This is a genomic window from Aeromonas sp. OTU364, assembly GCF_038440395.1.
In the GTDB taxonomy this organism is placed as follows: domain Bacteria; phylum Pseudomonadota; class Gammaproteobacteria; order Enterobacterales; family Aeromonadaceae; genus Aeromonas.
Window position 1 is genome coordinate 311,027 of record NZ_JASATR010000003.1, and the last position, 23,234, is coordinate 334,260.

At 62.8% G+C, this 23,234-nt stretch carries 21 protein-coding genes; 9 read left to right on the top strand and 12 right to left on the bottom strand.

The features are described from left to right. Window positions 1–120: 120 nt before the first annotated feature. Together AAHB08_RS05785 and AAHB08_RS05790 are read left to right on the top strand one after the other, a co-directional pair. On the top strand, window positions 121–318 hold the full coding sequence (locus AAHB08_RS05785; RefSeq protein ID WP_005323525.1) for a DUF4250 domain-containing protein: 198 nt from the start codon (window positions 121–123) through the stop codon (window positions 316–318). Window positions 319–714: 396 nt separating this feature from the next. Next, window positions 715–3,189, top strand: a complete 2,475-nt coding sequence (locus AAHB08_RS05790) for a glycogen/starch/alpha-glucan phosphorylase (protein WP_342058377.1) — start codon at window positions 715–717, stop codon at window positions 3,187–3,189. A 64-nt stretch (window positions 3,190–3,253) separates the two neighbouring features. On the opposite strand, the gene AAHB08_RS05795 is transcribed toward AAHB08_RS05790, so the two are convergent. The 3 genes from AAHB08_RS05795 to trxC all read right to left on the bottom strand — a co-directional run bounded on the left by AAHB08_RS05795 (window position 3,254) and on the right by trxC (window position 6,088). Next, window positions 3,254–3,808 carry a cytochrome b/b6 domain-containing protein gene (locus AAHB08_RS05795; protein ID WP_446699513.1) on the bottom strand — a complete coding sequence of 185 codons (555 nt, stop codon included), beginning with the start codon at window positions 3,806–3,808 and terminating at the stop codon, window positions 3,254–3,256. Between the two features lie 299 nt (window positions 3,809–4,107). Beyond that, window positions 4,108–5,493, bottom strand: coding sequence for an SLC13 family permease (locus AAHB08_RS05800; RefSeq protein WP_139434304.1), 1,386 nt, complete (start codon window positions 5,491–5,493; stop codon window positions 4,108–4,110). A 154-nt stretch (window positions 5,494–5,647) separates the two neighbouring features. Further along, a complete protein-coding gene (gene trxC / locus AAHB08_RS05805; RefSeq protein ID WP_247626010.1) occupies window positions 5,648–6,088 on the bottom strand; it encodes a thioredoxin TrxC in 441 nt (146 codons plus the stop codon). 154 nt (window positions 6,089–6,242) lie between these two features. On the opposite strand from trxC, the gene AAHB08_RS05810 reads away from it, so the two are divergent. From AAHB08_RS05810 to AAHB08_RS05820, 3 genes are all read left to right on the top strand, one after another. Then, a complete protein-coding gene (locus tag AAHB08_RS05810) occupies window positions 6,243–9,041 on the top strand; it encodes a response regulator (RefSeq protein WP_342058379.1) in 2,799 nt (932 codons plus the stop codon). Window positions 9,042–9,183: 142 nt separating this feature from the next. Then, the gene (locus AAHB08_RS05815; RefSeq protein WP_342058380.1) at window positions 9,184–10,920 is read left to right on the top strand and encodes an ABC transporter transmembrane domain-containing protein; all 1,737 of its coding nucleotides are present in this window, start codon (window positions 9,184–9,186) and stop codon (window positions 10,918–10,920) included. Next, a complete protein-coding gene (locus AAHB08_RS05820) occupies window positions 10,917–12,668 on the top strand; it encodes an ABC transporter transmembrane domain-containing protein (RefSeq protein WP_342058381.1) in 1,752 nt (583 codons plus the stop codon). The genes AAHB08_RS05815 and AAHB08_RS05820 overlap by 4 nt, the downstream gene beginning before the upstream one ends. A 56-nt stretch (window positions 12,669–12,724) precedes the next feature. Here AAHB08_RS05820 and AAHB08_RS05825 read toward each other — a convergent pair whose 3' ends face one another. Then, entirely contained in the window at window positions 12,725–13,906 is a 1,182-nt protein-coding gene (locus tag AAHB08_RS05825) for a hypothetical protein (RefSeq protein WP_342058382.1), read from the bottom strand. 430 nt (window positions 13,907–14,336) lie between these two features. On the opposite strand from AAHB08_RS05825, the gene AAHB08_RS05830 reads away from it, so the two are divergent. Continuing rightward, entirely contained in the window at window positions 14,337–14,810 is a 474-nt protein-coding gene (locus AAHB08_RS05830; RefSeq protein WP_139434310.1) for a DUF4442 domain-containing protein, read from the top strand. 266 nt (window positions 14,811–15,076) lie between these two features. Here AAHB08_RS05830 and ybcJ read toward each other — a convergent pair whose 3' ends face one another. From ybcJ to AAHB08_RS05855, 4 genes are all read right to left on the bottom strand, one after another. Then, window positions 15,077–15,310 carry a ribosome-associated protein YbcJ gene (gene ybcJ, locus AAHB08_RS05840; RefSeq protein ID WP_010674882.1) on the bottom strand — a complete coding sequence of 78 codons (234 nt, stop codon included), beginning with the start codon at window positions 15,308–15,310 and terminating at the stop codon, window positions 15,077–15,079. Window positions 15,311–15,482: 172 nt separating this feature from the next. Then, window positions 15,483–15,887 (bottom strand): MaoC family dehydratase, encoded by a 405-nt coding sequence (locus AAHB08_RS05845; RefSeq protein WP_202045846.1) that lies wholly within the window; start codon window positions 15,885–15,887, stop codon window positions 15,483–15,485. Beyond that, window positions 15,884–17,668 (bottom strand): class I poly(R)-hydroxyalkanoic acid synthase, encoded by a 1,785-nt coding sequence (locus AAHB08_RS05850; RefSeq protein WP_342058383.1) that lies wholly within the window; start codon window positions 17,666–17,668, stop codon window positions 15,884–15,886. Before AAHB08_RS05850 ends, AAHB08_RS05845 begins: the two co-directional genes overlap by 4 nt. 92 nt (window positions 17,669–17,760) lie before the next feature. Next, a complete protein-coding gene (locus tag AAHB08_RS05855; RefSeq protein ID WP_342058384.1) occupies window positions 17,761–18,111 on the bottom strand; it encodes a phasin family protein in 351 nt (116 codons plus the stop codon). Between the two features lie 300 nt (window positions 18,112–18,411). Between AAHB08_RS05855 and AAHB08_RS05860 the strand changes: the two genes are divergently transcribed. From AAHB08_RS05860 to pdxY, 3 genes are all read left to right on the top strand, one after another. Next, a complete protein-coding gene (locus AAHB08_RS05860) occupies window positions 18,412–18,975 on the top strand; it encodes a VC2662 family protein (protein ID WP_342058385.1) in 564 nt (187 codons plus the stop codon). 78 nt (window positions 18,976–19,053) lie between these two features. Further along, on the top strand, window positions 19,054–19,809 hold the full coding sequence (locus AAHB08_RS05865) for a DUF429 domain-containing protein (RefSeq protein WP_342058386.1): 756 nt from the start codon (window positions 19,054–19,056) through the stop codon (window positions 19,807–19,809). A gap of 335 nt (window positions 19,810–20,144) precedes the next feature. Further along, window positions 20,145–21,020, top strand: coding sequence for a pyridoxal kinase PdxY (gene pdxY, locus AAHB08_RS05870; RefSeq protein ID WP_139434316.1), 876 nt, complete (start codon window positions 20,145–20,147; stop codon window positions 21,018–21,020). Window positions 21,021–21,058: 38 nt separating this feature from the next. Here the strand turns inward: pdxY and AAHB08_RS05875 are convergent, their stop codons facing one another. From AAHB08_RS05875 to AAHB08_RS05890, 4 genes are all read right to left on the bottom strand, one after another. Continuing rightward, window positions 21,059–21,352, bottom strand: a complete 294-nt coding sequence (locus tag AAHB08_RS05875) for an antibiotic biosynthesis monooxygenase family protein (RefSeq protein ID WP_342058387.1) — start codon at window positions 21,350–21,352, stop codon at window positions 21,059–21,061. Window positions 21,353–21,466: 114 nt separating this feature from the next. After that, complete coding sequence (locus AAHB08_RS05880) at window positions 21,467–21,973, bottom strand: GNAT family N-acetyltransferase (RefSeq protein ID WP_139434317.1); 507 nt, start codon at window positions 21,971–21,973, stop codon at window positions 21,467–21,469. Between the two features lie 272 nt (window positions 21,974–22,245). After that, the gene (locus AAHB08_RS05885) at window positions 22,246–22,638 is read right to left on the bottom strand and encodes an NUDIX hydrolase (RefSeq protein WP_342058388.1); all 393 of its coding nucleotides are present in this window, start codon (window positions 22,636–22,638) and stop codon (window positions 22,246–22,248) included. After that, window positions 22,635–23,207 (bottom strand): class IV adenylate cyclase, encoded by a 573-nt coding sequence (locus tag AAHB08_RS05890; RefSeq protein WP_342058389.1) that lies wholly within the window; start codon window positions 23,205–23,207, stop codon window positions 22,635–22,637. Before AAHB08_RS05890 ends, AAHB08_RS05885 begins: the two co-directional genes overlap by 4 nt. Between the last annotated feature and the right edge of the window lie 27 nt (window positions 23,208–23,234).

Below are 23,234 nucleotides of genomic sequence, written 5' to 3' on the forward strand. Positions count from 1 at the left end.
AACCATTTGAATTTAAACACTATTTATATTGATGATGGGGTGGGTGTTTTTTAACCTGTAGACAAAGCGCGGGCCGGCGCTCATGGTTATACAGTATGTATGGCAAGAGGAGGGACCAAGATGGATGTGAGCACCTTGCAACGGCTGGACGCCAATATTCTGCTCGGGATCATCAACGAGAAGCTGCGGCTGGAGTGCGATGGTCTGGAGGAGTTGCTGGCTTACTACGACATGACGGAGGATCAGCTGGCCACCCGTCTGCAGCAGATTGGTTATCACTACGACCCCATGAGTAACCAGTTCAAGGCCCATGGTTAATTCAGCTCAGGAAGCTGCCCCAATTGGGGCAGCTTCCTTTTATTGCCGTGCTGATACACCAGGAATTGAAAGCGATTTCATCACCGGCCGAGTCGGCGCTTATTTTCACGTATTTTCAGCCGCTGGCAATCATTGAAAACCTATTCATGAATCCAACTTTTTGGATTTCATTCAATGGTTTGATTTTTAAGGTTATTTTTATTTTGTTCAGGGAGGATATAGGAAAGGGTTTTCATGGTGAAACTGTCATTTTTATACGTTAAAGTGTGACTCACGTTAACTTTTAAACCCCCGGCTTTAGCTAGTATGCCCACGCCGGAACATATTCTGAGATAACAACAGCGCCGGTCCCTCAAGGGGATAACATTTTTTATTTGTAACGAAGGAAAATGGTTTATGGCTACCAAGAAGAAGACAGACCAGGATCTCCAACTGGATAAAGATCAGCTCAAGGCGAGTATCGTGCGTCACCTGCGTTCTACCTTGGGTACAAGCGAACAGAAAGCCTCTCCCGAAGCATGGTGGAAAGCGACCGCTGCCGCCGTCAACGAACAGGTGTACGAGCGCCTGACCCGTACTCAGCAGACTCACTTCAAGAAAGATACTCGTGCGATTCACTATCTCTCTGCTGAATTCCTGATGGGGCGTCTGACTTCCAACAACCTGCACAACCTCTCCCTGTACAAGATTTGTGAAGAGGCTCTGGGTGAACTCGGTCTGGAACTGACCGACCTGTGCGAACAAGAGCCGGACATGGCCCTCGGCAACGGCGGCCTGGGCCGTCTGGCCGCCTGCTTCATCGACTCCCTGGCCACCCTGAACTACCCGGCGGTGGGCTACGGCATCCATTACGAGCACGGCCTGTTCCGTCAGGAGATCCAGGATGGCCGCCAGATCGAGCGCCCGGACTCCTGGCGTGAATATGGCAACCCCTGGGAGATCTGCCGCCCCGAGTCGGTGCAGGAGATCCCGCTCTACGGCTACGTGGAAACCGTGTTCGGTGACAAGGGCGGCCTGAAGAAGGTGTGGCACGCCGGCCGCAAGATCAAAGGGGTGCCCTGGGACATTCCTGTGGTGGGCTTTGGCGGTCACACCGTCAACATCCTGCGCCTGTGGGAATCCCGCGCCTCCGAGTTCTTCGACTGGGACGTGTTCAACGCCGGTGGCTACATCGACTCCCAGGCCGAGAAGGCCCAGGCCGAGACCATCTCCAAGGTGCTCTACCCGAACGACGAGACAGATGCAGGCAAAGAGCTGCGCCTGATCCAGCAGTACTTCTTCTGTGCCTGCTCCATCAAGGACATCATGCGCCGCTACAAGCGAGTGCATGGTGCGGATTTTGGCAACTTTGCCGCGCAAATTGCCATCCAGCTCAACGATACCCACCCGACGGTGGCCATCCCCGAGTTGATGCGGGTGCTGGTGGACGAGGAAGACTTGAACTGGGATGCCGCCTGGGCCATCTGCTATCAGGTCTTCTCCTACACCAACCACACCCTGCTGCCGGAAGCGCTGGAGAAGTGGTCCGTCAGCCTGTTCGAGAAGGTGCTGCCCCGTCATCTCGAGATCATCTACGAGATCAACGCCCGCTTCCTGAACGAGCTGGTGGAGCCCAAGTGGCCGGGCAACGATGCCATCAAGGCCAAGCTCTCCATCATCGAAGAAGGGGATGTGCGCAAGGTGCGCATGGGCAACCTGTGCGTCATCGGCTCCTCCAAGGTGAACGGTGTGGCCGAGATCCACTCCAAGCTGGTGAAAGAGGATCTCTTCCCCGAGTATGCCGAGCTGTGGCCCGAGAAGATGTGCAACGTCACCAACGGCGTGACCCCCCGTCGCTGGCTGCTGGCCTGCAACCCCGAGCTTGCCGCCCTCTACAACGAAGTGGTGGGCAAGGAGTGGCCGCTGCAGCTGGACAAGCTGCGCAGCGTGACCAAGTTTGCCGACGACAAGGCGTTCCAGCAGCAGTTCATGACCATCAAGCGTCACAACAAGGAGAAGCTGGTCAAGGTCATCAAGGCAGAAACCGGCATCGATGTCTCGGCTGAGGCGATCTTCGACGTCCAGATCAAGCGTCTGCACGAGTACAAGCGCCAGCAGCTGAACCTCATCCACATCATGGCGCTCTACCGTCGTCTGCTGGCGAACCCGGACTATGACATGCACCCGCGGGTGTTCATCTTCGGCTCCAAGGCGGCGCCCGGTTACAAACTGGCCAAGGACATCATCTACGCCATCAACAAGCTGGCGGAGCGGGTCAACAACGATGCCCGCATCCAGGGCAAGCTGAAAGTGGTGTTCATGCCTAACTACCGGGTGAGCCTGGCCGAGAAGCTGATCCCGGCGGCGGATGTCTCCGAGCAGATCTCCACCGCAGGTTATGAAGCCTCAGGTACCGGCAACATGAAGATGGCACTGAACGGCGCCATCACCATAGGTACCCTGGACGGCGCCAACATCGAGATCGCCGAAGAGGCGGGGGCAGAGAACTGTGCCATCTTCGGCCTGAACGTGGACGAGGTGAAGTCCCTGAAGGCGCGCGGTTACAACCCGTACGACTTCTACTACGCCAACTCCGAGCTCAAGGCGGTGCTGGACTGGTTCGACACCGACTACTTCACGCCGGGTCGCCCGGGGGAGCTCGCCTCCATCAAGCGCTCCTTGCTGGAAGGGGGAGATCCCTACCTGACCCTGGCCGATTTCGCCTCCTACTCGGAAGCGCACAAGCTGATCGATACCTGGTATCGGGATCCGGCGCTGTGGGCGAAGAAGGCCATCATCAACTCGGCCACCATGGGCAAGTTCAACTCCGACCGCTCCATCCAGGACTACGTGGATCGGATCTGGAAATTGAAGAGCTGCAACGTTGGCTGACCACACCCGATATGAAAAAACCCCGCATCGCGGGGTTTTTTTATCTCATCTGGCTGAGGTGGCCTCAGCGCTTGTCGACGATCTCGGTATCGGCCGGTACGCGCTTCCTACCGGTGATCATGGCCCTGATGAGATCCCTCCGGGTCAGGCGATCGAGGACGATGACCGCCAGCACATGGATGAAGATGGCGATCTGCAGTGCCTTGGCAAAGAATTCGTGGAGCTCCTCCATGAGTTCCTCATCAAACAGCTGCTCGTACCCTGTCATGATCCCGGTGACGGCCGTCCCCACCAGACAGGTCAACAGCAGCAGTATCATCAAGGCGCCCAGCGGATTGTGGCCGGCATGATAGGGGTGTCTGCCCTGCCAGCTGGCCTGCAGGTAGCGGCCCAGGCGGGCCGGGGTCGGAAACCACTGGGCAAACCTGGCGTAGTCGGAGCCGACAAATCCCCACAGGACGCGCAGCACCAGCAATCCGGCCAGGGCGTACCCGACATAGCGGTGATTGCGTCTGCCCTCCTCCAGGATGAACAGGTTGAGCACGCACAGCAGGACGGTTGCCCAGTGAAACACCCTGATCAGGGGATCCCATACCCTGATGGCCCTGCCGCTACCCATCGATTTCGCCATGATTTTTTCCTCTCGTTGTGATGCACACCGACTTGCCATGCGCCTGTTGTCGGCGCGCCCTTGTCCGCATCATGGAGGCACTTTCTTAAGGCCGTGTTAATGGCCCGGGGCGCGTCACAGGGCAGGGCCGGTTGCAGGGAGAAGGGGAGAGGCTGGGGGAGGCGCTGGGAGGGAAGAATAAACAGAGCCCCGACGGTGCGGGGCTCTGGTGTTTCAACGGGCAAGGTGGGCGACGGCTCAGGGGCTGGGCCCGGCAGCATCCTCAGGCCCATCTGCCTGGCCGGGGATCAATGGAGGATGTCACCCATGAAATAGGCCAGCAGGGTCAGGATGACGGTGAACACCAGGTTCAGCACCAGACCGGCCCGCATCATCTCCCGCTGCTGGATGTGACCGCTGGCGAAGACGATGGCGTTGGGCGGCGTGGCCACCGGCAGCATGAAGGCGCAGGAGGCCCCGACGGCGATCAGCACGGACACGACGATGGGGGAGACCCCCAGCGCCTCGGCCACACCGGCGAACAGCGGCACCAGCAGGGCGGCGGTGGCGGTGTTGGAGACCAGCTCGGTCAGGAACACCACGAAGGCGGCGAGGCAGAGCAGTATGATGAAGATGGGCATGGTGGCGAGCGCACTGGAGAGGTGCTCCGCCAGGAAGGCGTTGGCGCCGGTCTGCTTGAGGATGGCGCTTAAGGTCAGGCCACCCCCGAACAGCAGCAGCACGCCCCAGTCGGTGTTCTGGTTGATGTCATCCCAGCTGGCGACCCGGCTGACGGCGATGGCCAGGATGGCGCCCATGGCGATCAGGGTATCGAACTGGGGAATGCCGCCCAGCGCCGCGGCGATGGGCTGGGAGCCAATCCACAGCAGCACTGTGGTCAGGAAGATGAGCAAGGTGGTCTTGCGCTGGCCGGTCCACTCTATGGTGACCTGCTCTGTGCTGACCTGGTGCGACAGGTTGGGGCGCGTCACCCAGTAGAGCAGGCCTATGCCCACCGGCATGAAGATGAGCACCACCGGGATGCCGAACTTCAGCCAGTCGGTGAAGCCAAGCCCCATCTGGGCGGCGGCGATGGCATTGGGGGGGCTGCCCACCAGGGTGCCGATCCCGCCGATGCTGGCGCTGTAGGCGACGCCAAGCAGGACGAAGACCAGGGTGCGACGCTCCTTGTGAACGTCGAGTCCCTTGAGCATGCCGAGGGCGAGCGGCATCATCATGGCGGCGGTGGCGGTGTTGCTGATCCACATGGAGAGCGCCGCCGTGATGGTGAACAGCACTATGGCTGCCCAGCCCAGGTGCCCCTTGGCCAGCTGCATCACCTTGGCGGCGATCTGGGTATCCAGTCCCTGCTTGGAGAGGGCCGCCGCCAGGGCAAAGCCGCCGAAGAAGAGGAAGAGGACAGGGTTGGCGAAGTCGGTCAGCGACTTGCTCATGTCAAACACCCCGAGCAGGGTGGCGAGCACCGGGATGGACAAGGCCGTGATGGTGATGTTCACCGCCTCGGTCAGCCAGAGGATGGCGATGAAGATCAGGATGCCGAGGCCTTTGTTGATCATGGGATCAAACGGAAGCCAGGCGAGCATGGCACAGAGCAGCAGGAGATCCAGAATGACGATCCCGGCCTTGATGTCCAGCCAGCGTGTAGGGGCGGAAGGGACTGCAGAGGTATGCATGTTGTTCTCTCGGTTAATTTATGGTTGTTGTTGTGTTGCCGAGGTTACATTTATCCCCCTGTTTGAAACAGGGGGATATGGTCAAAGCATGTGGCGACTCACAGAGTCAAGTGAAAATGGATCTGGGATTAAACAGAAATTAAACATTTCGTTTTCATTTGGGCGCTGCCGTGACGGACAGCAGCCACTCCTTGAACAGGCTCTTGGGCAGGGAGCCGCTGCGCTGAGCCAGGATCTGCCCCCCTCTGAAGACCATCAGGGTCGGTATGCTGCGAATGGCATAGCGGCTGGCGATGGCGGCCTCCTGTTCGGTGTCGAGCTTCACGAAGCGGATGCGGGGTTCGAGCTCCTGGGCTATCTCTTGAAAGACGGGGGCGAACTGCAGGCAGGGGCCGCACCAGCTGGCCCAGAAGTCGACCACCACCGGTATGTCGGACTGGATCAGGGCATCAAAGTGCGCCATGCGACCCGACACCGGGGAGTGGGAAAACAGGGGCTGGTGGCAGCGACCGCACTTCGCACTGGCGTCCAGCTTGTCGCCGGGCAGGCGATTGCGGGTAAAGCAGTGGCTACAATAGGTAGTGACAAGTGACATAATTGGCTCCTTTATTCATGGCCCGGCAACATCTTTATTGCATTCACAGAGCAGACTAACGGTAACATAGTGCTCAGTTGTTTTTCACACTCGGCTGTCTGACCCTGACCCAGGGTCACCGGATGGCCGACCATGACATGAGAATCGAGACGGGATGAAGAGTGTTGCACGGGACAATGGTGTTGTCTTTGGCCTTATCATCGTATCGCTGCTGGCGTTTTCTGCCTATTGCTGGCAGTTGCTGAGCCAGCAGCAACGTGCCTCCGATCTGAGCGTGGCCGCAGAGCTGGTCCTCAACCGGGTCAATACCGACACCGTCTATCTGCTGGGACGCGAGAAGGCCAGCGATGGGAGCGTACAGCAGCGCCTCAGCCTGTTGTCGAGCAGCCTGGATCGCTTCGTGAGCCAGGTGCGCGAAGACCCGGGGTCGGTGGATGATCCCAAGTCCCAGGCGCTGCAACGGGACATCGACGGTTATCTGCTGGATCTCGCCAGGCTCTACACCATGGAGATGACCATCGAATACCTGGCGCCCCGTTTCCAGGGCCAGCTCAAGGCGCTGCTGGCAACCCTGCCGGCCGGGGCCGAGCAGGCCCGCGATCTCACCGAGCTCGCCCGCCTGAGCCACTACCTCAGGCGCAGCTGGGACACGAGCGAGCTGCGTCAACTGCAGCAACTGCAACGGCGGCTGATGGAGACCTACTCCGGGCAGCCCAAGGTCATGGCCCTTACCCGGCTCAGCCAGGAGCTCAACCAGCAGGTGATGGAATACCATCGCCTGCGCAACCAGATCGTCGAGATGAAGGGGCTGGCCTCGCTGCCGGCCTGGAAGCAGAGCAAGCTGGACTTGGCCTCCTCCCTCAAGAGCCGTTTCTACCTGATAGTGCTGGGGGGCGCACTGCTCTGCTTCTCGCTGGTGGCCGCGACCCTGTGGCGCCGCAACCAGAAGCTGCGCGAGCTGTCCAGCCACGCCGCCTTGCTGGCCCAGGCCAAGAGCGACTTCCTGGCCAACATGAGCCACGAGATCCGCACCCCCATGAACGCCATCATCGGTTTCAGTGCCCTGGCGCTGCAGACCAAGCTCGATCAGCAGCAGCGGGACTATCTCAACAAGATAAAGTCATCGTCCGATACCTTGCTGCTGCTCATCAACGACATCCTGGATCTCACCAAGGTGGAGTCCGGCAAGCTGACCCTGGAGGAGATCGACTTCGATCTCAGCGAGCAGCTCGACTCCCTGGCCGCCATGTTTGCGGATCTGGCGGAGCGCAAGCAGCTCGAGGTCATCATCAACAAGTCACCTGCGGTGCCCGACTTCCTGCGCGGCGATCCGCTGCGCCTCGGCCAGGTGCTGGTCAACCTGGTCAACAACGCCATCAAGTTCACCGAGCGGGGGGAGGTGGAGGTGGCCATCACTCTAGTCAATCAATACCCGATGCGGGTCTGCTTCAGCGTGCGGGACACCGGCATCGGCATAGCGCCGGAGAAGCAGGCGCAGCTGTTCCAGCCCTTTACCCAGCTGGAGGCGGGCAACACCCGCAAATATGGCGGCTCGGGGCTCGGGCTCAACATCTCCCAGCGGCTGGTGGGGCTGATGGGGGGGGAGATCAGGGTGCAGAGCAAGCCCGGGGTGGGTTCCACCTTCCTGTTCGAGATCCCCCTGTCCCAGGCGGTCTATGGGGTCTCCGGGCGCCGGGTCTTCTTCGATCACCAGCCTCTCATCCTGATGATGGATGACAACGAACTGGTGCTGGAGCTCGCCAAGGACATACTGGGCCGGGCCGGCGCCTCGGTGATCGCGGTCAACAGCCTCTCCCGCGCCCGCCAGGCGCTGCGTGAGGACGGCCACCACATCCGGCTCGCCATCCTCGACTGGCGCATGGGGCAGGAGGACGGCCTGGATCTCGCCCTCGAGATGTATCAGCACAGCCAGTGGCGGCGCCTGCCCATACTGATGACCAGCGCCTGGTCCAGGGAGGGGCTGCACGGGCGCATGGAGAGCATGGGGCTGACCCATTTCCTGCCCAAGCCCATGACAGAGAACGCCCTGCTGGCCAAGGTGGACGAGCTGCTCAACGGCAGCTCCCACGACAACAAGGTCCGTCAGGCCGAGGCGCAGGGGGATCAGCAGCACTTCAGGGAGCTGCTGCACGGGACCCGGGTGCTGCTGGCCGAAGACAACCGTGTCAACCAGCAGCTCATCATGGAGTACCTGCGCCGGGTCGAGGCCGTGGTCACCGTGGTGGACAACGGGCGCGAGGCGGTGGAGCAGGTGGCGGAGCAGCCCTTTGACGTGATCCTGATGGACTTGCAGATGCCGGTGCTCGACGGCCTGGATGCGACCCGCCAGATCCGCAAGATGGTGGACAAGCACGACGTCCCCATCATAGCGCTCACCGCCAGCGCCATGCCGGGGGACAGGGAGCGCTGCCTCGGGGTCGGCATGAACGGCTATGTCACCAAGCCGGTCAGCAAGCTGGATCTCTACAACAACCTGCTGCAGTGGGTGAAGAGCGCCAGCGGCGAGCGGCGGGTGCCGCTCGAGGTCAAGCCGCCGGACCTGATGGGGGTGCTGGATCTGGAGGATGCCCTGCACCGGCTGGAGCAGGACAGGGAGGCGCTGCAGATCCTGTTCAAGCTGTTCCTCTCCGAGCACAAGGACGACCTGTGGGACATTCGCTCCGCCCTGCGTCGCCAGCAGCCCGAGGTGGCCTGCCGCCTGCTGCACACCTTGAAGGGGGTGTCGGCCAACATCTCCGCCTCCCGGCTGCAGCTGCTGGCCGGCGAGCTGGAGTGGCGGCTGCGGCTGCAAGAGGAGCTAAGCGAGGGGGAGCTCAACCAGTTGCAGCAGGTCTTCACCCAGACCCGGGAGGAGGTCTCCCACTTCCTGCTGACCGGCGAGCAGCAGGAGTCGGTCGCCTTCCCGTTCTCCTCCCCGGACAAGCGGCTGTGAACCGGTGAGATAGCAATCGTTCTCAAGTCGTCCGCTTCAGGCTATGATGACCCACTCCCATCGCCCCCACCTCGGGGGCGATTGTATTGAGCTTCTCTTATGACCACGCGGCCCCCGCTGTGCCGCGAGCAAGGACTTTACTGTGAGCGTATTTTTGCGGCTTGGCTGGTTTTTCAAGGATCAGTGGCGGCGTTATCTGATGGCCATCTCATTGCTGATGATGGTGGCCCTGTTGACCGTGATCCCTCCCAAGGTGGTGGGTTGGGTAGTGGATGGCATCGCCAGGGGGGAGCTCGATGACGGCACCCTGATGGGCTATCTGGCGGGGCTGCTGGGCCTTGGGCTGCTCATCTATCTGCTGCGCTACGTGTGGCGGGTCATGCTGTTTGGCGCCTCCTACCGGCTCGCCTATGTGCTGCGCAACCGGCTCTTTACCCACTTCACCCGCATGAGCCCGGATTTCTATCAGCGCCACCGCACCGGCGATCTGATGGCCCATGCCACCAACGACATCCAGGCGGTGGAGATGACGGCCGGGGAGGGGGTGCTGACCCTGGTGGACTCCTTCATCGTCGGGATCCTGGTGCTCTCCATCATGTGCAGCCAGTACTCCTGGCAGCTGACCCTGCTCTCCCTGTTGCCGCTGCCGGTGATGGCCTTCTTCATGAACCGCTTTGGCACCCAGATCTACAAGGAGTTCAAGGCGGCGCAGGGGGCCTTCTCCCGGCTTAACAACAAGACCCAGGAGGCTCTCTCCGGGGTGCGGGTGCTCAAGTCCTACGCGGTGGAGTCCCTCGAGGATCAGGGCTTCGCCGAGCTGACCCGCCAGGCGGGGGAGCGCAACATGGCGGTGGCCCGCATCGATGCCAAGTTCGATCCCGTGATCTATCTGTGCATCGGCTGCTCCTACTTCCTGGCGGTGGCCGGCGGCAGCGCCCTGGTGCTGCAAGACAAGCTGACCCTGGGGGAGCTCACCAGCTTCACCATGTACCTGGGTCAGCTTATCTGGCCCATGTTCGCCATCGCCTGGCTGTTCAACATCATAGAGCGGGGCAGCGCCGCCTACTCCCGCATCGAGAGCATGCTGGGGGAGCGCAGCGACATCGAAGAGCCGGTCCGGCCCGCGGCCTTTGTCTCGGCTCTGCCGCTTGAGGCCAGGGGCCTGGGTTATCGGCTGGAGCAGCGCAGCCTGCTGCATGGCGTGGATTTTGCCTTGCAACAAGGAGGCATGCTGGGGGTGGTGGGGCGCACCGGGGCGGGCAAGAGCTCCCTGCTCAAGCTTCTGATGCGGCTGGCCAATCCCACGGCCGGTGCCATTGCCATGGGTGGTGTGCCCATCGAGCGGCTGCCCCTGGGCACCCTGCGCAGCCAGTTTGCCTACGTGCCACAGGAGCCCTTCCTCTTCTCCACCACCATCGCCGCCAACATCGCCCTCGGCAAGCCGGAGGCGAGCCGGGAGGAGATAGAGCGGGTGGCCCGCATCGCCTGCGTCCACGACGACATCGTTCGTTTCCCCAGGGGGTATGAGACCGAGGTGGGGGAGAAGGGGGTGACCCTCTCCGGCGGCCAGAAGCAGCGCCTCGCCATCGCCCGCGCCCTGCTGCTGGCGGCACCTGTCCTGGTGCTGGACGATGCCCTGTCGGCGGTGGATGCCCACACCGAGCAGCAGATCCTGCTGGCGCTCAAGGCTCACAGACGGACCCTCATTCTGGTGAGCCACCGCATGACGGCGGTGGAGCAGGCCGACGAGATCCTGGTACTGGATCAGGGAGCCATCAGCGAGCGCGGTACTCACGGCGCCCTGATGGCCCACAACGGCTGGTATGCGGACATGGTGCGCTATCAGCGCCTGGAACAAGACGTGGAGGAGAGCCTGTGAATCCAACCATCAAACGGCTGCTCGCCTATTGTGCCCGCTATCCCCGCTGGCTGGTGCAGGCGGGCGTCTGCCTGCTGCTGGCCACCGGCGCCGAAGTGGCCGGGCCCCTGCTCATCAAGCTCTTCATCGACGACTATCTGGCGCCGCGCCAGCTGGTGTGGCCCGACATCGCCGCCCTTGCCGCCGGTTATCTCGGCCTGCAGGTGCTCTCGGCGGCGGGTTTCTACCTGCAATCCCTGCGCTTCAACCGCATCGCCCAGGCGGTGGTGCAGCGCCTTCGCGAGCAGGTGTTTGCCACCGCCATCCGGCTGCCTGCCCGCTATTTCGACAAGCACCGCTCGGGCTCCCTCATCTCCCGCATCACCAACGACACCGAGGCGATCATGAACCTCTATGTGCAGGTGATAGGGCTGCTGGTGCAAAAGGTGGTGCTGCTGTGCGGCATCCTCATCTCCATGGCGCTGCTGGATCTGCGCCTGATGCTGGTGTGCGCCACCCTGCTGCCGGCGGTGGGGGCCGTGATGTGGCTCTACCAGAAATTGAGCGTGCCCGTGGTGCGGGCGACCCGCAGCCTGCTCTCCGACATCAACAGCCGGCTCAACGAGTCCCTGCAGGGGATGCCGGTGATTCAGGCCATGGTGCAGGAGCGCCACTTCGCCAATGCCTTTGCCGAGGTGAACCAGCAGCACTGGCAGGCCAGGATCAAGAGTCTCAAGATCAACGGCATACTGCTGCGCCCCCTCATCGATCTCTTCTACATGATGGTGCTCATTGGCCTGCTGGCGCTGTTTGCCCACGAGGGGTTGAGTACGGGCGGCGCCATCCAGGTGGGGGTGCTCTACGCCTTCATCAGCTATCTGGGGCGCATGATTGAGCCCCTGATCGAGATGACCAACCAGCTCAACCAGTTGCAGCAGGCCATGGTGGCGGGGGAGCGGGTCTTCGCCCTGCTGGACGAATCCCGGGAGAGCACGCAAGGGGAGAGCCCTGCGTTGCAGGGGCGGGTCAGCTTCGAGGGGGTGAGCTTCTCCTACGATGGCCAGCAACCGGTGCTGCAGGAGGTGAGCTTTGCCACCCGTCCCGGCCAGATGCTGGCGCTGGTGGGCCACACCGGCAGCGGCAAGTCCACCATCATCAGCCTGCTGATGGGCTTCTACCCCCTGGATCAGGGCTGCATCCGCTTCGATGATCACCCCATGAGTGCGCTGTCGCTCTCGGCGGTGCGCCGCAGCATAGGCCTGGTGCAGCAGGATCCCTTCATCTTCGTCGGCACCCTGGCTGACAACCTGCGCCTCGGCCGTGACGGCATCGACGAGCAGAGGCTCTGGCAGGCCCTGGAGGAGGTGCAGCTGGCCGCCTTCGTGCGCCGCCTGCCACAGGGGCTGGAGACCCTGATGGAGGAGGGGGGCAAGAACCTCTCCGCCGGTCAGCGCCAGCTGCTCTCCTTTGCCCGCGCCCTGGTGGGGGATCCGCGGATCCTCATCCTGGACGAGGCGACCGCGAGCGTGGACTCCCAGACCGAGCTCGCGCTCTCCCAGGCGCTCTCGGCGGCGCGCCGTGGCCGCACCACCATCGCCATCGCCCACCGGCTCTCCACCATAGTGGATGCGGACGAAATCCTGCTGCTCTCCCGCGGTCAGGTGAGCGAGCGCGGCACCCACGCCGAGCTGATGGCGCTGGGGGGCCACTACGCCCAGCTGTTCGAGATGCAGAGCCAGGGGGCCTGGCTCGAAGAGAAACGGGCCTGAGGTTCCTCATAAAAAACAGCTGGCAGATGCCGGCTGTTTTTATATGGGAATGTGTCTCAGACCGTGGCCTTGCGCCGGGCGATCAGCTTGGGCTCCAGGGGCGGGAAGTCGTCGTTGAAGAAGGTGTCGGCTTCCTCGATCTGGGCCTTGCGCTGCTTCTGGATGAAGTTGTCGAAGTCGCGCTTGATCTCGGGATCCTTCAAGGCCTCGTAGTCGAACACGTTGGCGGCGTAGAGGTAGTTGAAGTGGATGTCGACGAACTCGGCGCTGGCACAGGTGGAGGTGAACTTGCTGTTCTGGCGGTCGAAGTTGACGCGATACTGCTTGATCTTGGGCACATAGACCAGCTCGCTGCCCACCTTGAACACTTCCACCGTGATGCCGACCGTGATGGTCTTGTAGAAGTCCTTGTTGTTCTCCACTCCGAAGCGAATGGCATCCCCCTGCTTTTGCAGGAACTTGTTGAAGCTCGCCAGCGCCGTGGTGCCTTGGCTCACCACCACGTCCATGATGAAGTTGATGAAGTCGGTGGCGATGCTGAGCCCCTTGATGTGGCGGCTGTAGCTCTGCTGGTCGATCTTGCTCGGCCCCATCAGGGGGACCTTGGAGAGGGCCCTGGCCCAGAGATCCGCGTCCGTCTTGTACTGCTCGCCATAGGCCTCGGCGTAGCGGTTGATGTAGGCGGTGACCACAGAGGTGATGGCGATGAGGTAGGCCTTCTGCTCCGCCAGTCTGGCCATGACGGCGGGATCGTCCAGCAGCTCGTTGGCGACGATGAACTCCACCAGACCGTCCTTGTCGGCATAGGGATCGCCCCCCACATTCCTGGCGGCGGTGGGCAGCTTGACGTCGTTGAAGAAGGCCTCGGCCTCGGCGAACTGATCATGGCTGCTCAGGCGGTTGGCCGGGGCCTCGCGCACCAGCTGGCAGAGCACTATCTCGGCCTCGTAGTCCGACTCGCGCCACAGGGGGGCCTGGGCCTGGTTGCCGAAGGTCTTCTTGTAGGCGAGGTTGAAGTCGAACAGCACAGAGCTGCAGCCGCAATCCATGGCGAAGTCGACGGCGTAGCTGAGCGGCCCGGTGGGCAGGGGCTTGCTCATCTTCCCCTTGGTGCTGAGGTTGGCATAGCACTTGAGGTACTCCCGGCCAAACAGCTCAAAGGCACGGTTGTTGTTGAAGTTGAGCAGGAAGGTACCGGCGCTCTCGCCCCCGTTGAACAGCTGTTGAACGTTACTCATCTCTCTATCCTTATGCTGAGATTGGTGTCACAGGATGGCTCGGTGCCGAGTGGCCATGCACGAGCCAGCAGAGCCTAGCGAGGGGGGAGGCATTTCGTTACTGTGACTAATCCCAGTGGCGCTGGCGGATGAGTGGGCTAGCGCCAGGGCAACCCCGTTTATCGTTAGCTTTCATTCGACTAGGGTTGTCATGAAAGTGCCATATGAGTTCTTTCTTGAAAAAAACCGCCGCCATCGGGGGAAAATGGCGTCGCTGTGGCGGCGAATGCCCGGGCCCATCATTTGCCCATCGAATGTAACGGCGCCCATCATTTGATTTTCAAATGCACCCGGGAGCCGATCGCCCTCACAACGACGGCAATGGAGGCTTGTCTATTGGGGTGGTGACTGGCAACATTTCGTTCACACTCACTCATCGGATCAGTTTGCAATGGACCTGCAACGCTTCAAAGCCAATCTGGCACTGCGCCTGTTCGCCTGGCGCTATATTCCCGTCATCGGTTTTTGCGCCCCCGTCATCGAGGAGATGAACGCCAGGGCGCTGCGCATCCGCATTCCCCTCGGCTGGCGCACCCGCAACCACCTGGGCAGCATGTACTTCGGGGCGCTCGCCACCGGCGCCGATCTGGTGGGGGGCTTGCTGGTGATGGAGAAGGGGCGGGCAAGGCGCAAGAAGGTGCATTTTGCCTTCAAGGATGTGCAGGGGGAGTTTCTGAAGCGCCCCGAGGGGGACGTGCAGTTTGACTGTGCAGCCGGGGAGGCCATCGACGCCATGATAGACGAGTCCCTGGCGACGGGGCAGCGCATCAACCGCCCCATCCAGGTGGTGGCCACCTGCCCGTCGCTCAACGGGGATGAGGCGATGGCGCGCTTCGTGCTGACCCTGTCGATCAAGGCCAGCTAGCCCGCCACAGTGTGCTGGCAGGGCGGGGGAAAGGGTCCGCGGATCTTGGGGTGGGCCCTTCCTTCAGCACGGTCTTGATGCCCCTGGCCCGGCGACAGGCTGACCGCCAGCCCGGCGACTGTGCTGGGTAGCGCTTGCGTGGCAGAGTGTCGGGATCAGAGGATCTCGGGGCTGACGCCTTCCTTCACCACGACCTTTATGCCGCTCAAGTTGACCACCTGCTCGGCCACTGTGCTGGGTAGCGCTTGCGTGGCAGAGTGTCGGGATCAGAGGATCTCGGGGCTGACGCCTTCCTTCACCACGACCTTCATGCCGTTGAAGTTGACCACCTGCTCGGCCACTATCTTGCAGCGCTTGCGGGTCTCGACCTGACCGTCCACTTCCACCAGGCCCTCGGCGACCAGCGCCTTGGCGGCACCGCCACAATCGGCCCAACCCTGATGCTTGATCAGGTCACACAAGGCAACGAAGGGGTGACCTTCGAGCAGAAACGTCTCCATGGGAAATCCTCTAGCTGGATGAATGCCTACACGGCAGGGCGGCCATTTTAGGCAGTTAGGCGGGGCAGGGAAAGGGCCTGGGCCCAATTGCCCCGAAAAAGGGGTAAGCGGAGCGGGACAAACAATCAGCCCGGCGAGGGCCGGGCTGATTGTGTCTGTGTGCCGTCGGTGCTCAAGGCCGCTTGACCACGGCTTCCCCCGTCACGGCGAGGGCGCCGCCTTGGGTGAAGATGCGGGTGGCCAGGGTGGCGATGGGCTTGTCGTCTCGCAGGGCAATCACCTCCACCTCTGCCGTCACCTCGTCCCCGACAAAGACCGGCAGCTTGAAGCTGAGGCTCTGGCCCAGATAGATGCTCCCCTTACCCGGCAACTGCTGGCCCAGCAGCCCGGAGAAGAGGCTGGCGAGCAGCATGCCGTGGACGATGGGCCGTTCGAACGCCGTGGTGGCGGCGAAGGCCGGATCCAGGTGCAAGGGGTTGAAGTCCTCCGAGAGCGCGGCGAAGGCGGCCACCTCCGCCGCCCCGAACCGCTTGCTGAGACGGGCCTTCTGGCCTACTTCCAGGGGCAGTGGGCTCATGCGGCGTCCTCCTCGGTGGCGCTGGCAAACACCGGGTTGAGGCGCACCTTGACATAGTGACCGGGGGCGGGGGCCAGCCCCTCCGCCGGGACTCGAGCGGGAACTTGCTCCGATCCTTCGTCACGGCTCTGGATAAAGCCCATCATCTCGGGCCACCAGGAGCCGGTCTGGTGCGTCGCCTCAGCAAGCCAGCTCTCCGGACTCTCGGCCTCGGCCCCGTTGAGCCAGAAGCCGTACTTGTTGGCGGCTGGCGGGTTGATGATGCCGGCGATGTGGCCCGATTCCGCCAGGAGGAAGCGCTGCTCCCCGCCGAACAGCTTCATGCCCTGCCAGGTGCCCTGCCAGAGGGCGATGTGATCGTCCACCGCCGACACCAGCAGCACGGGCGTCTTCACCTTGGCGAGATCGATGCGGGTGTTGCGGATCTTGAGCTCCCCCTTCACCAGCTGGTTCTCCAGGTAGAGACGGCGCAGCAGGCTGTTGTGGGTCTTGCCCGCCACATGGGTGCTGTCGCTGTTCCAGTGCAGCAGATCGAAGGCCACCGGGCTCTGCCCCTTGAGGTAGCTGTCGATGTAGTAGTTCCAGTAGAGGCTGTTCTCCCGCAGCAGGCTGAAGGAGACAGCCAGCTGGCGCCCGTCCATGATGCCCTTGGCCTCATTTTGCGCCTCGAGCGCCGCTATGATGGGCTCGTGGATGAAGATGCCAAGCTCCCCGGGCTGGGAGAAGTCCAGCAGGGTGGTGAACAGGGTGGCGGTGCGCACCCGCTGCTTCTGGCGCCGCGCCGCCAGCCAGCCCATGGCGAGCGACAGGGCAGTGCCGCCGATGCAGTAGCCGATGCCGTGCACCTCCCGCTCGCCGGTGGCCGCCTCCACGGCGTCCAGGGCGGCGATGACGCCGTCCACCACGTAGTCGTCGAGATCGACCTGTGCCTGTGCCACCCCAGGGTTGCGCCAGGAGATCATGAACACCGTCTGGCCCTGGGCGACCAGCCAGGCGACCAGGGAGTTCTGGGGCCGCATGTCCATGATGTAGTACTTGTTGATGAAGGGGGGCACGATCAGTACCGGCGTTTTGCCCACCGTGTCGGTGGTCGGGCTGTACTGGATGAGCTCGTAGAGCTCGGTGCGCTGCACCACCTGGCCCGGGGTGGTCGCCAGATCCCGGCCGAGCTCGAAGGCGGACTCGTCGGTCAGGCGGATGTTGAGCTGATCGGCGCTGCGCTCCAGATCCTCGGCCAAGAGGGCCAGCCCGCGCACCAGGTTCTGGCCGTCGGACTCCAGGGTCAGCTTGAGCAGCTCCGGGTTGGTCGCCAGGAAGTTGCTGGGGGCCATGGCGTTGACATACTGACGGGTGAAGAAGCGCAGCCGCTCCCGGCTCTTCTGGGGGACGCCCTCCAGGGCATCCACCGAGGCCAGCAGGTGCCTGGCGGTGAGCAGGTAGGACTGCTTGAGGTAGTCATAGAGGGGTTGTTCGCTCCAGGCCTCGGCCTTGAAGCGGCGATCGCTGCGCTCCGGGGTGATCACCGGCTCGCTCTGCTGGCCTGCGCTCTTGAGCAGGGTGTGCTGCATCAGCTTGAGCTGATCCTGCCACCAGTTCATCTGGGCCTGGATCAGTTGCCAGGGTTGCTGGCTGCCCTGCTCCAGCACCTGGCCCAGATCGTCCAGATTGGTCTGCAGCAACGCCTGGGCGGTGCGCTCTGTCTGGGCCTTGGCCATGGCCAGCAGCTTCTCGTTGTAGTGGGCCAGGGCCTCGAACAGCGGGCCATAAGATGGTTGGCTCATGTGCTCTCCTTCACCCACACCCGCGGCGGGAACTCGCCCGCACCGTCGAGTCGTGGGGAGATGTGGCTGCCCGAGCGGGCAGCCAGGGGTTATCAGGCCTTGCCCGTGCTCTTCTTGATGCCGTCCGCGGTCAGGGCATCCAGCTCTTCCTTGAACTGTACCCCGAGGGCGTTGAGCTTCTGGATATCGTCCAGCATCTGGCGGGAGAGCTGGCTGGCGGTCTCCAGTTGCACCGTACCAAGGGCAGCCAGACTCTGGGCATCCTGCACCTTGCTCACGGCCTGCAACTGGTTGAGGCCCAGTTCGGCGTAGGCGTTGGCGGAGGCCAGCTGCAACCGGGTCAGCTGCTCTATGTTGCTGGCCAGCAGCTGGTTGTAGCGGGTGAGGGGGGAGGCAAAGCCTTGCATCTGCTCGGTAAAGCTCTTGAGTATGTCCATATTCATCATGCGTCTCCATTTCGGCTGAACTGTATTGTTATGAGCCAACTGGCCCAGAGTGGGTACAACTCGTCATCCATGTTTACGTGTCGCTTGCTCTGTTCAAACACACGTTTGAGCATTCTGCAATCAAATGCGGTTTGGTGTAAATGACATAAATGTTAATTTCTGTTTGAATTTTTTTGTCAGCGTTCCTCGCCGGGAGTGGGGTCAGACGAGAGGTGACGCACGGGGCCTGGTGCACGCTCGTCCCGCCAGCGCCGCGCTGGTAGGCTGGCACGTCACTCAGACTGCCAAGGAATCCCGATGAAACCTCTCGCCCTGCTGCTCGGTTGCACCGCGCTGGCCCTCGCCGGTGCCGCCCAAGCCAGCACTCCGGTCCAGATCTCCCTGCCCGGCATCAACCTGCCAGCCTCCCACCAGGTGGAAGGGGCGCGCGCCTCCTTCCTGTATGGCCGCACCGGTCAGGTGAAGGGCATCGATCTGCCGGTGTTTGCCCTCTCCGACGTGGATCAGTTCACCGGTCTGCAGCTGGGCATCTTCTTCGGCGCCGCCCGGGTGCGTCACCAGTTCGGCGGGGTCGCCATCAACGCCGTCAACTGGCACGAGGGGCAGGACACCGGGGTCAACCTGGGCTTCGTCAACCTGACCAACAACGTGCAGGGGCTCAACTGGGGGGCGGTCAACATCGCCAAGGGCAATGCCCTTGCCAACCTCGGCTTCGTCAACTACGCCGAGCGCACCACCTTCCAGCTTGGCTTCATCAACGCCACCAAGCACCTCGATGGCCTGCAGATAGGTCTCGCCAACTACGCCGAGAACGGCATCTTCCCCATATTGCCCCTCATCAACTTCAAGAAATCCTTCTAGCAGGGGCACTCGGTCTTGCTTTAGGGGACGCAGCCATTACCCTGTGCACCATCAATAGTGCGCAGAGGTGACAGGGGCATGACAACGGAACACTTGGATGCCATCGGCATCGGTTGGGATGTGAGGGGCTGGCAGGGCAATGCCCAGGCGGTGGCCGTGGTGGGCTGGCAGGCCCGCACGCAGCAGTTGCGCTGGCTCGGGGTCTCCCCCCTGTTTCGGTTGAGCTCCCGGGTGGCGCCGGATCTGGACGCCTTGCTGCGCCCGGCGCTGCAAGACGAGATGGCGCTGATGCAGGTGCTGGCCTGCCCGCGACTGGCGCTCGGCATCGATGCTCCGCTGGCCTTTCCCCGCGCCCTCGGCGAGCTGCTGGCGGGGAGGGGAGTCGAGTGCGCCGTGCCCCAGCGGGAGATAGACAACCCCTATGCCTATCGGGACTGCGAGCGCTGGCTGCATCAGCAATACGGCAAGAAGCCGCTGTCTGCCACCTTCGACAGGCTTGGCAACAACGCCACCCTGGCGCTCTCCATGTTGCCGCGCCTTGGGGATCTGCAGCTTGTGCCCAGGCTTGAGTCCCGGGCCGAGCGCGCCGTGCTGGAGGTCTATCCGGCCCTCGCCAAGGTCGCAGGCAAGGCTTCACCTGCCAGGGAGGAGATAGCGGCCTCCTTGCCGGCTGATGTGGTGGCCGGGACGGATCGTTACGACGCCGCCCTCTGCGCCCTGATGGCGCTGCAATATGCCGCCGGGGGTGCGGCCGCGGCCCTGCCGGACCTTGTCTCTGCACCCTCCGAGTTCCCTCTGGACGAAGGCTGGGTCTATCACTTCGTCAGGCCTTAAGCCTCAACTACAAAGCCCGGGGTCATAGGCCCCGGGCTCAGTGCCCTCCACGCCCCATCGCTCTTCCTCATTGTTTCTCCCACCATCCGCCGCTCTGTATTAAAAACGCTCTCATATGCCATCAAACAAGAGTGTGAAGAACCCATGTTACACCGAAGAGACCGAGGCGGTCCTGGTTCGCCAGGTTGAGCAAGGGCGGCGGGGGTTGGCGTAACACTCCATTGAATGGTCTTTTTGCCGCATAAATGGCGAGGGTTGCCGGGAATCGCTGGCAGAGCCCGCTCTGCATCCGATATATTGCCCGCTTTCCTCATGCTTCTTCAGTGGTGGTGTCGATGAAACGCATTCTCTCTATCCAGTCCCACGTGGTATTTGGCTGTGCCGGCAACAGCGCCGCCGTCTTTCCCATGCGCCGTCTCGGCATGGAGGTCTGGCCCGTCAATACGGTGCAGTTTTCCAATCACACCCAGTACGCGGCGGGCTGGCAGGGGATGGCGATGCCCGCCGGCCATATCAGCGCCCTCTGTCAGGGGCTGATGGATATCGAGGTGCTGGGGCACTGCGATGCGGTACTGAGCGGCTACCTGGGATCGGCGGAGCAGGGGAACGAGATCCTGGCGGTGGTCGCGGCCGTCAAGGCGGCCAATCCGGCGGCCATCTATTTTTGCGATCCCGTGATGGGTCACCCGGAGAAGGGGTGCATAGTCGCCCCCGGCGTGACCCGCTTCCTCACCGAGCAGGCGCTGCCGGTGGCGGACATCATGGCCCCCAACCTGCTGGAGCTGGAGACCCTGTGCGGCGCCCACCTGACGACCCTGGCCCAGACCCGCGCCGCCGCCCACCAACTGCTGGAAAGCGGCGTCAAGATGGTACTGGTCAAGCACCTGGGGCGCGCCGCCAGTGATCCCGGCCGTTTCGAGATGCTGCTGGCCACCCCCGAGGGGGATTATCTCATCGCCCGGCCGCTCTACGAGTTTGCCCGCCAGCCGGTGGGGGTGGGGGATCTCATCAGCGCCCTGATGCTGGCCAACCTGCAGGCGGGGTTTGATGCGGTGGCCGCCTTCGAGCGCACCAATGCCGCGGTCGATGCGGTGCTGCGCCAGACCTGGCAGGCGGATGCCTACGAGTTGCAGCTGATCGCGGCCCAGGCCGACTTCGCCGAGCCGCGGATCGCACACAGGGCCGAGCGCCTGGCAGGCGAGGTGGCGTGATGCGGCAACCGTGATCGGCCAAGCTCATCCTTGGCTGATCAAGGTTGTACCGCCTGAAAATGCTCCACAGTGGGGAAGGGATCGTAGAAGTGATGGAGCAGCGCCTTCCACTCCTGGTACTGGGGGGAGCCGCGAAAGCCCTGGGTATGATCCTCGAGCCGTTGCCAGTTGACCAGCAGCAGGTAGCGGTGCGGGTCGGTCAGTGAGCGTTGCAGCTGGTGGCCGGCGTAACCGGGCAGGGTGCTGATGATGCGCTGGGCCTGCGCGAATGCCTGTTCGAAGGCGGCAGCCTGGCCCGGGATGATCTGCAGCGGGGCGACTTCCAATATCATGATGGCTCCTTGCCGTCTCTGGATGAAGGGGTCATTTGAGCAGTGAACGCGCCAATAAACAAGGCCAGCCTCGGGGCTGGCCTTGTTGCGTTGGGCCTTTGGGCTTCTCGCCCCTCAGAGCTGCTTGTAGAAGAACTGGGTCGCCGCCAGGGTGCCGTCCGCGTTGCGGGCGAAGTCCGGGATCTGACCGGCCTCCTGGTAGCCCAGCTGGCGGTAGAGGGTGGAGGCGATGTCGCCGACCCGGGTGTCCAGCACCAGCAGGGTGCGCCCGGCCTCCCGAGCCCCTTGCTCCATGGCCTGCATGAGGGCGCGGCCCACCCCCTTGCCGCGGGCCTGGCTGTGTACCATCAGCTTCTCCACCTCGGCCCTGTGGCCGCCGTTGGCCTTGGTGCACAGGGAGAGCTGCAGGGCACCCACCAGGTGGTGCTGATCGAAAGCCACCCAGAGCTTGCGCACCCCGTCGGCCAGCTCCCCTTCGATGCCTTGCCAGTACTCCAATCCCCGCTCTTCCTGCAGGGGCGGCAGGAAGCCCACCGAGGCGCCGCTGGCCACGCAATCTTGCAGCAGTGTGATCAACGCAGGCTTGATGCCTCTGGTGCTATCGACCTCAAGGATCTCCATTGAAACTCCTCTTCTTGTATCCAATTGCCAAACGATTCGGGATTAACGGTTCAATCTTGTTCTGTCAGCCGGTGTTCCTGGGCGGAGCTGGAAGGCTGTCCACGAGCCATCTCCCTAGCGGATCAGCCCCTGCTCTGCCAGCCACTGGAACAGCGGGCGGGGCATGGGAGATATTCGCCCATGGGCCATGCCGCTAGCGGATCAGCCCCTGCTCGGCCAGCCACTGAAACAGCAGGCGGGGCATGGGAGATATTCGTCCATGGGCCATGCCGCTAGCGGATCAGTCCCTGCTCGGCCAGCCACTGGAACAGCAAGCGGGAGACCGGGGAGATCTCGTCAAGATGGCGGCTGTCCAGCCAGCGCAGCTCGGCGATCTCCGCCGAGGCGGTGGGGCTGCCGTCAGCCTCGCCGGTGTAGCAGCGCAGCCTGACTTCTACCCCTTGCGGCTTGCCATCGGCCTGGGCGCTGAACTCGCAGGCGAGGCGCAGGGTCTCGGGTTTGAGGCTGACCGCCAGCTCCTCCGCTATCTCGCGCACCAGGGCCGCCTCGTCGCTCTCCCCCGGTTCACGCTTGCCGCCGGGGATGTAATAGCGGGCCTTGCCGTGGGAGCGGGCACAGAGCAGTTGCCCCTCCTTGAAGGTGAGCCAGGCGAGTTTGTCGATCATGGGGCTGATTCCTCTTGTCGAAGGTGGGCGGACTGCTCGCACAGGGTGCGATAGGAGCGGGTTTCCCGCATCTCGGGGCAGAGCCCCAGCCGGGCGGCCAGCGCCAGCAGTTGCTCCCGGTAAGCGGGCAGCGCGGCCTCCTCGTCGGTCATGATGGCGAGCTCGGCAAAATCGCCGATCCCGGCCAGGCTGTCCAGGGTCAGGTGGAAGGGGCCAAGGAAGTAGATGCTGCGCCGCTTGTCGATGGTCAGCACCGGCTGGTAACCCAGGGTGCGCACCATGCTGATGGCCTTGTCCGCGTCCGTGATATTGACCGCCTCGCAGCGATCGGGCCCCGGTCCCTTGACTATCCAGAGCCGGATGCCGGAGGGCGCCATGGTGCGGATCACCAGGCTCTTCTGCTCCCTCGCCAGGGCGCGGTCCGCCGTGTCGAAGTAGCAGTCCTGCTCATGATTGTCCGCCACCATCACCTCGGGGCCGAGGGCCTCGAGGGCACGGAGGAAGGCCGCGCCATCCGTCAGGCGGTATTTGAACTCCACCTCGAAGCGACCCTGAAAATGTGTGGTCATGGCTCGGCATCGGCACCCAAACGGAAA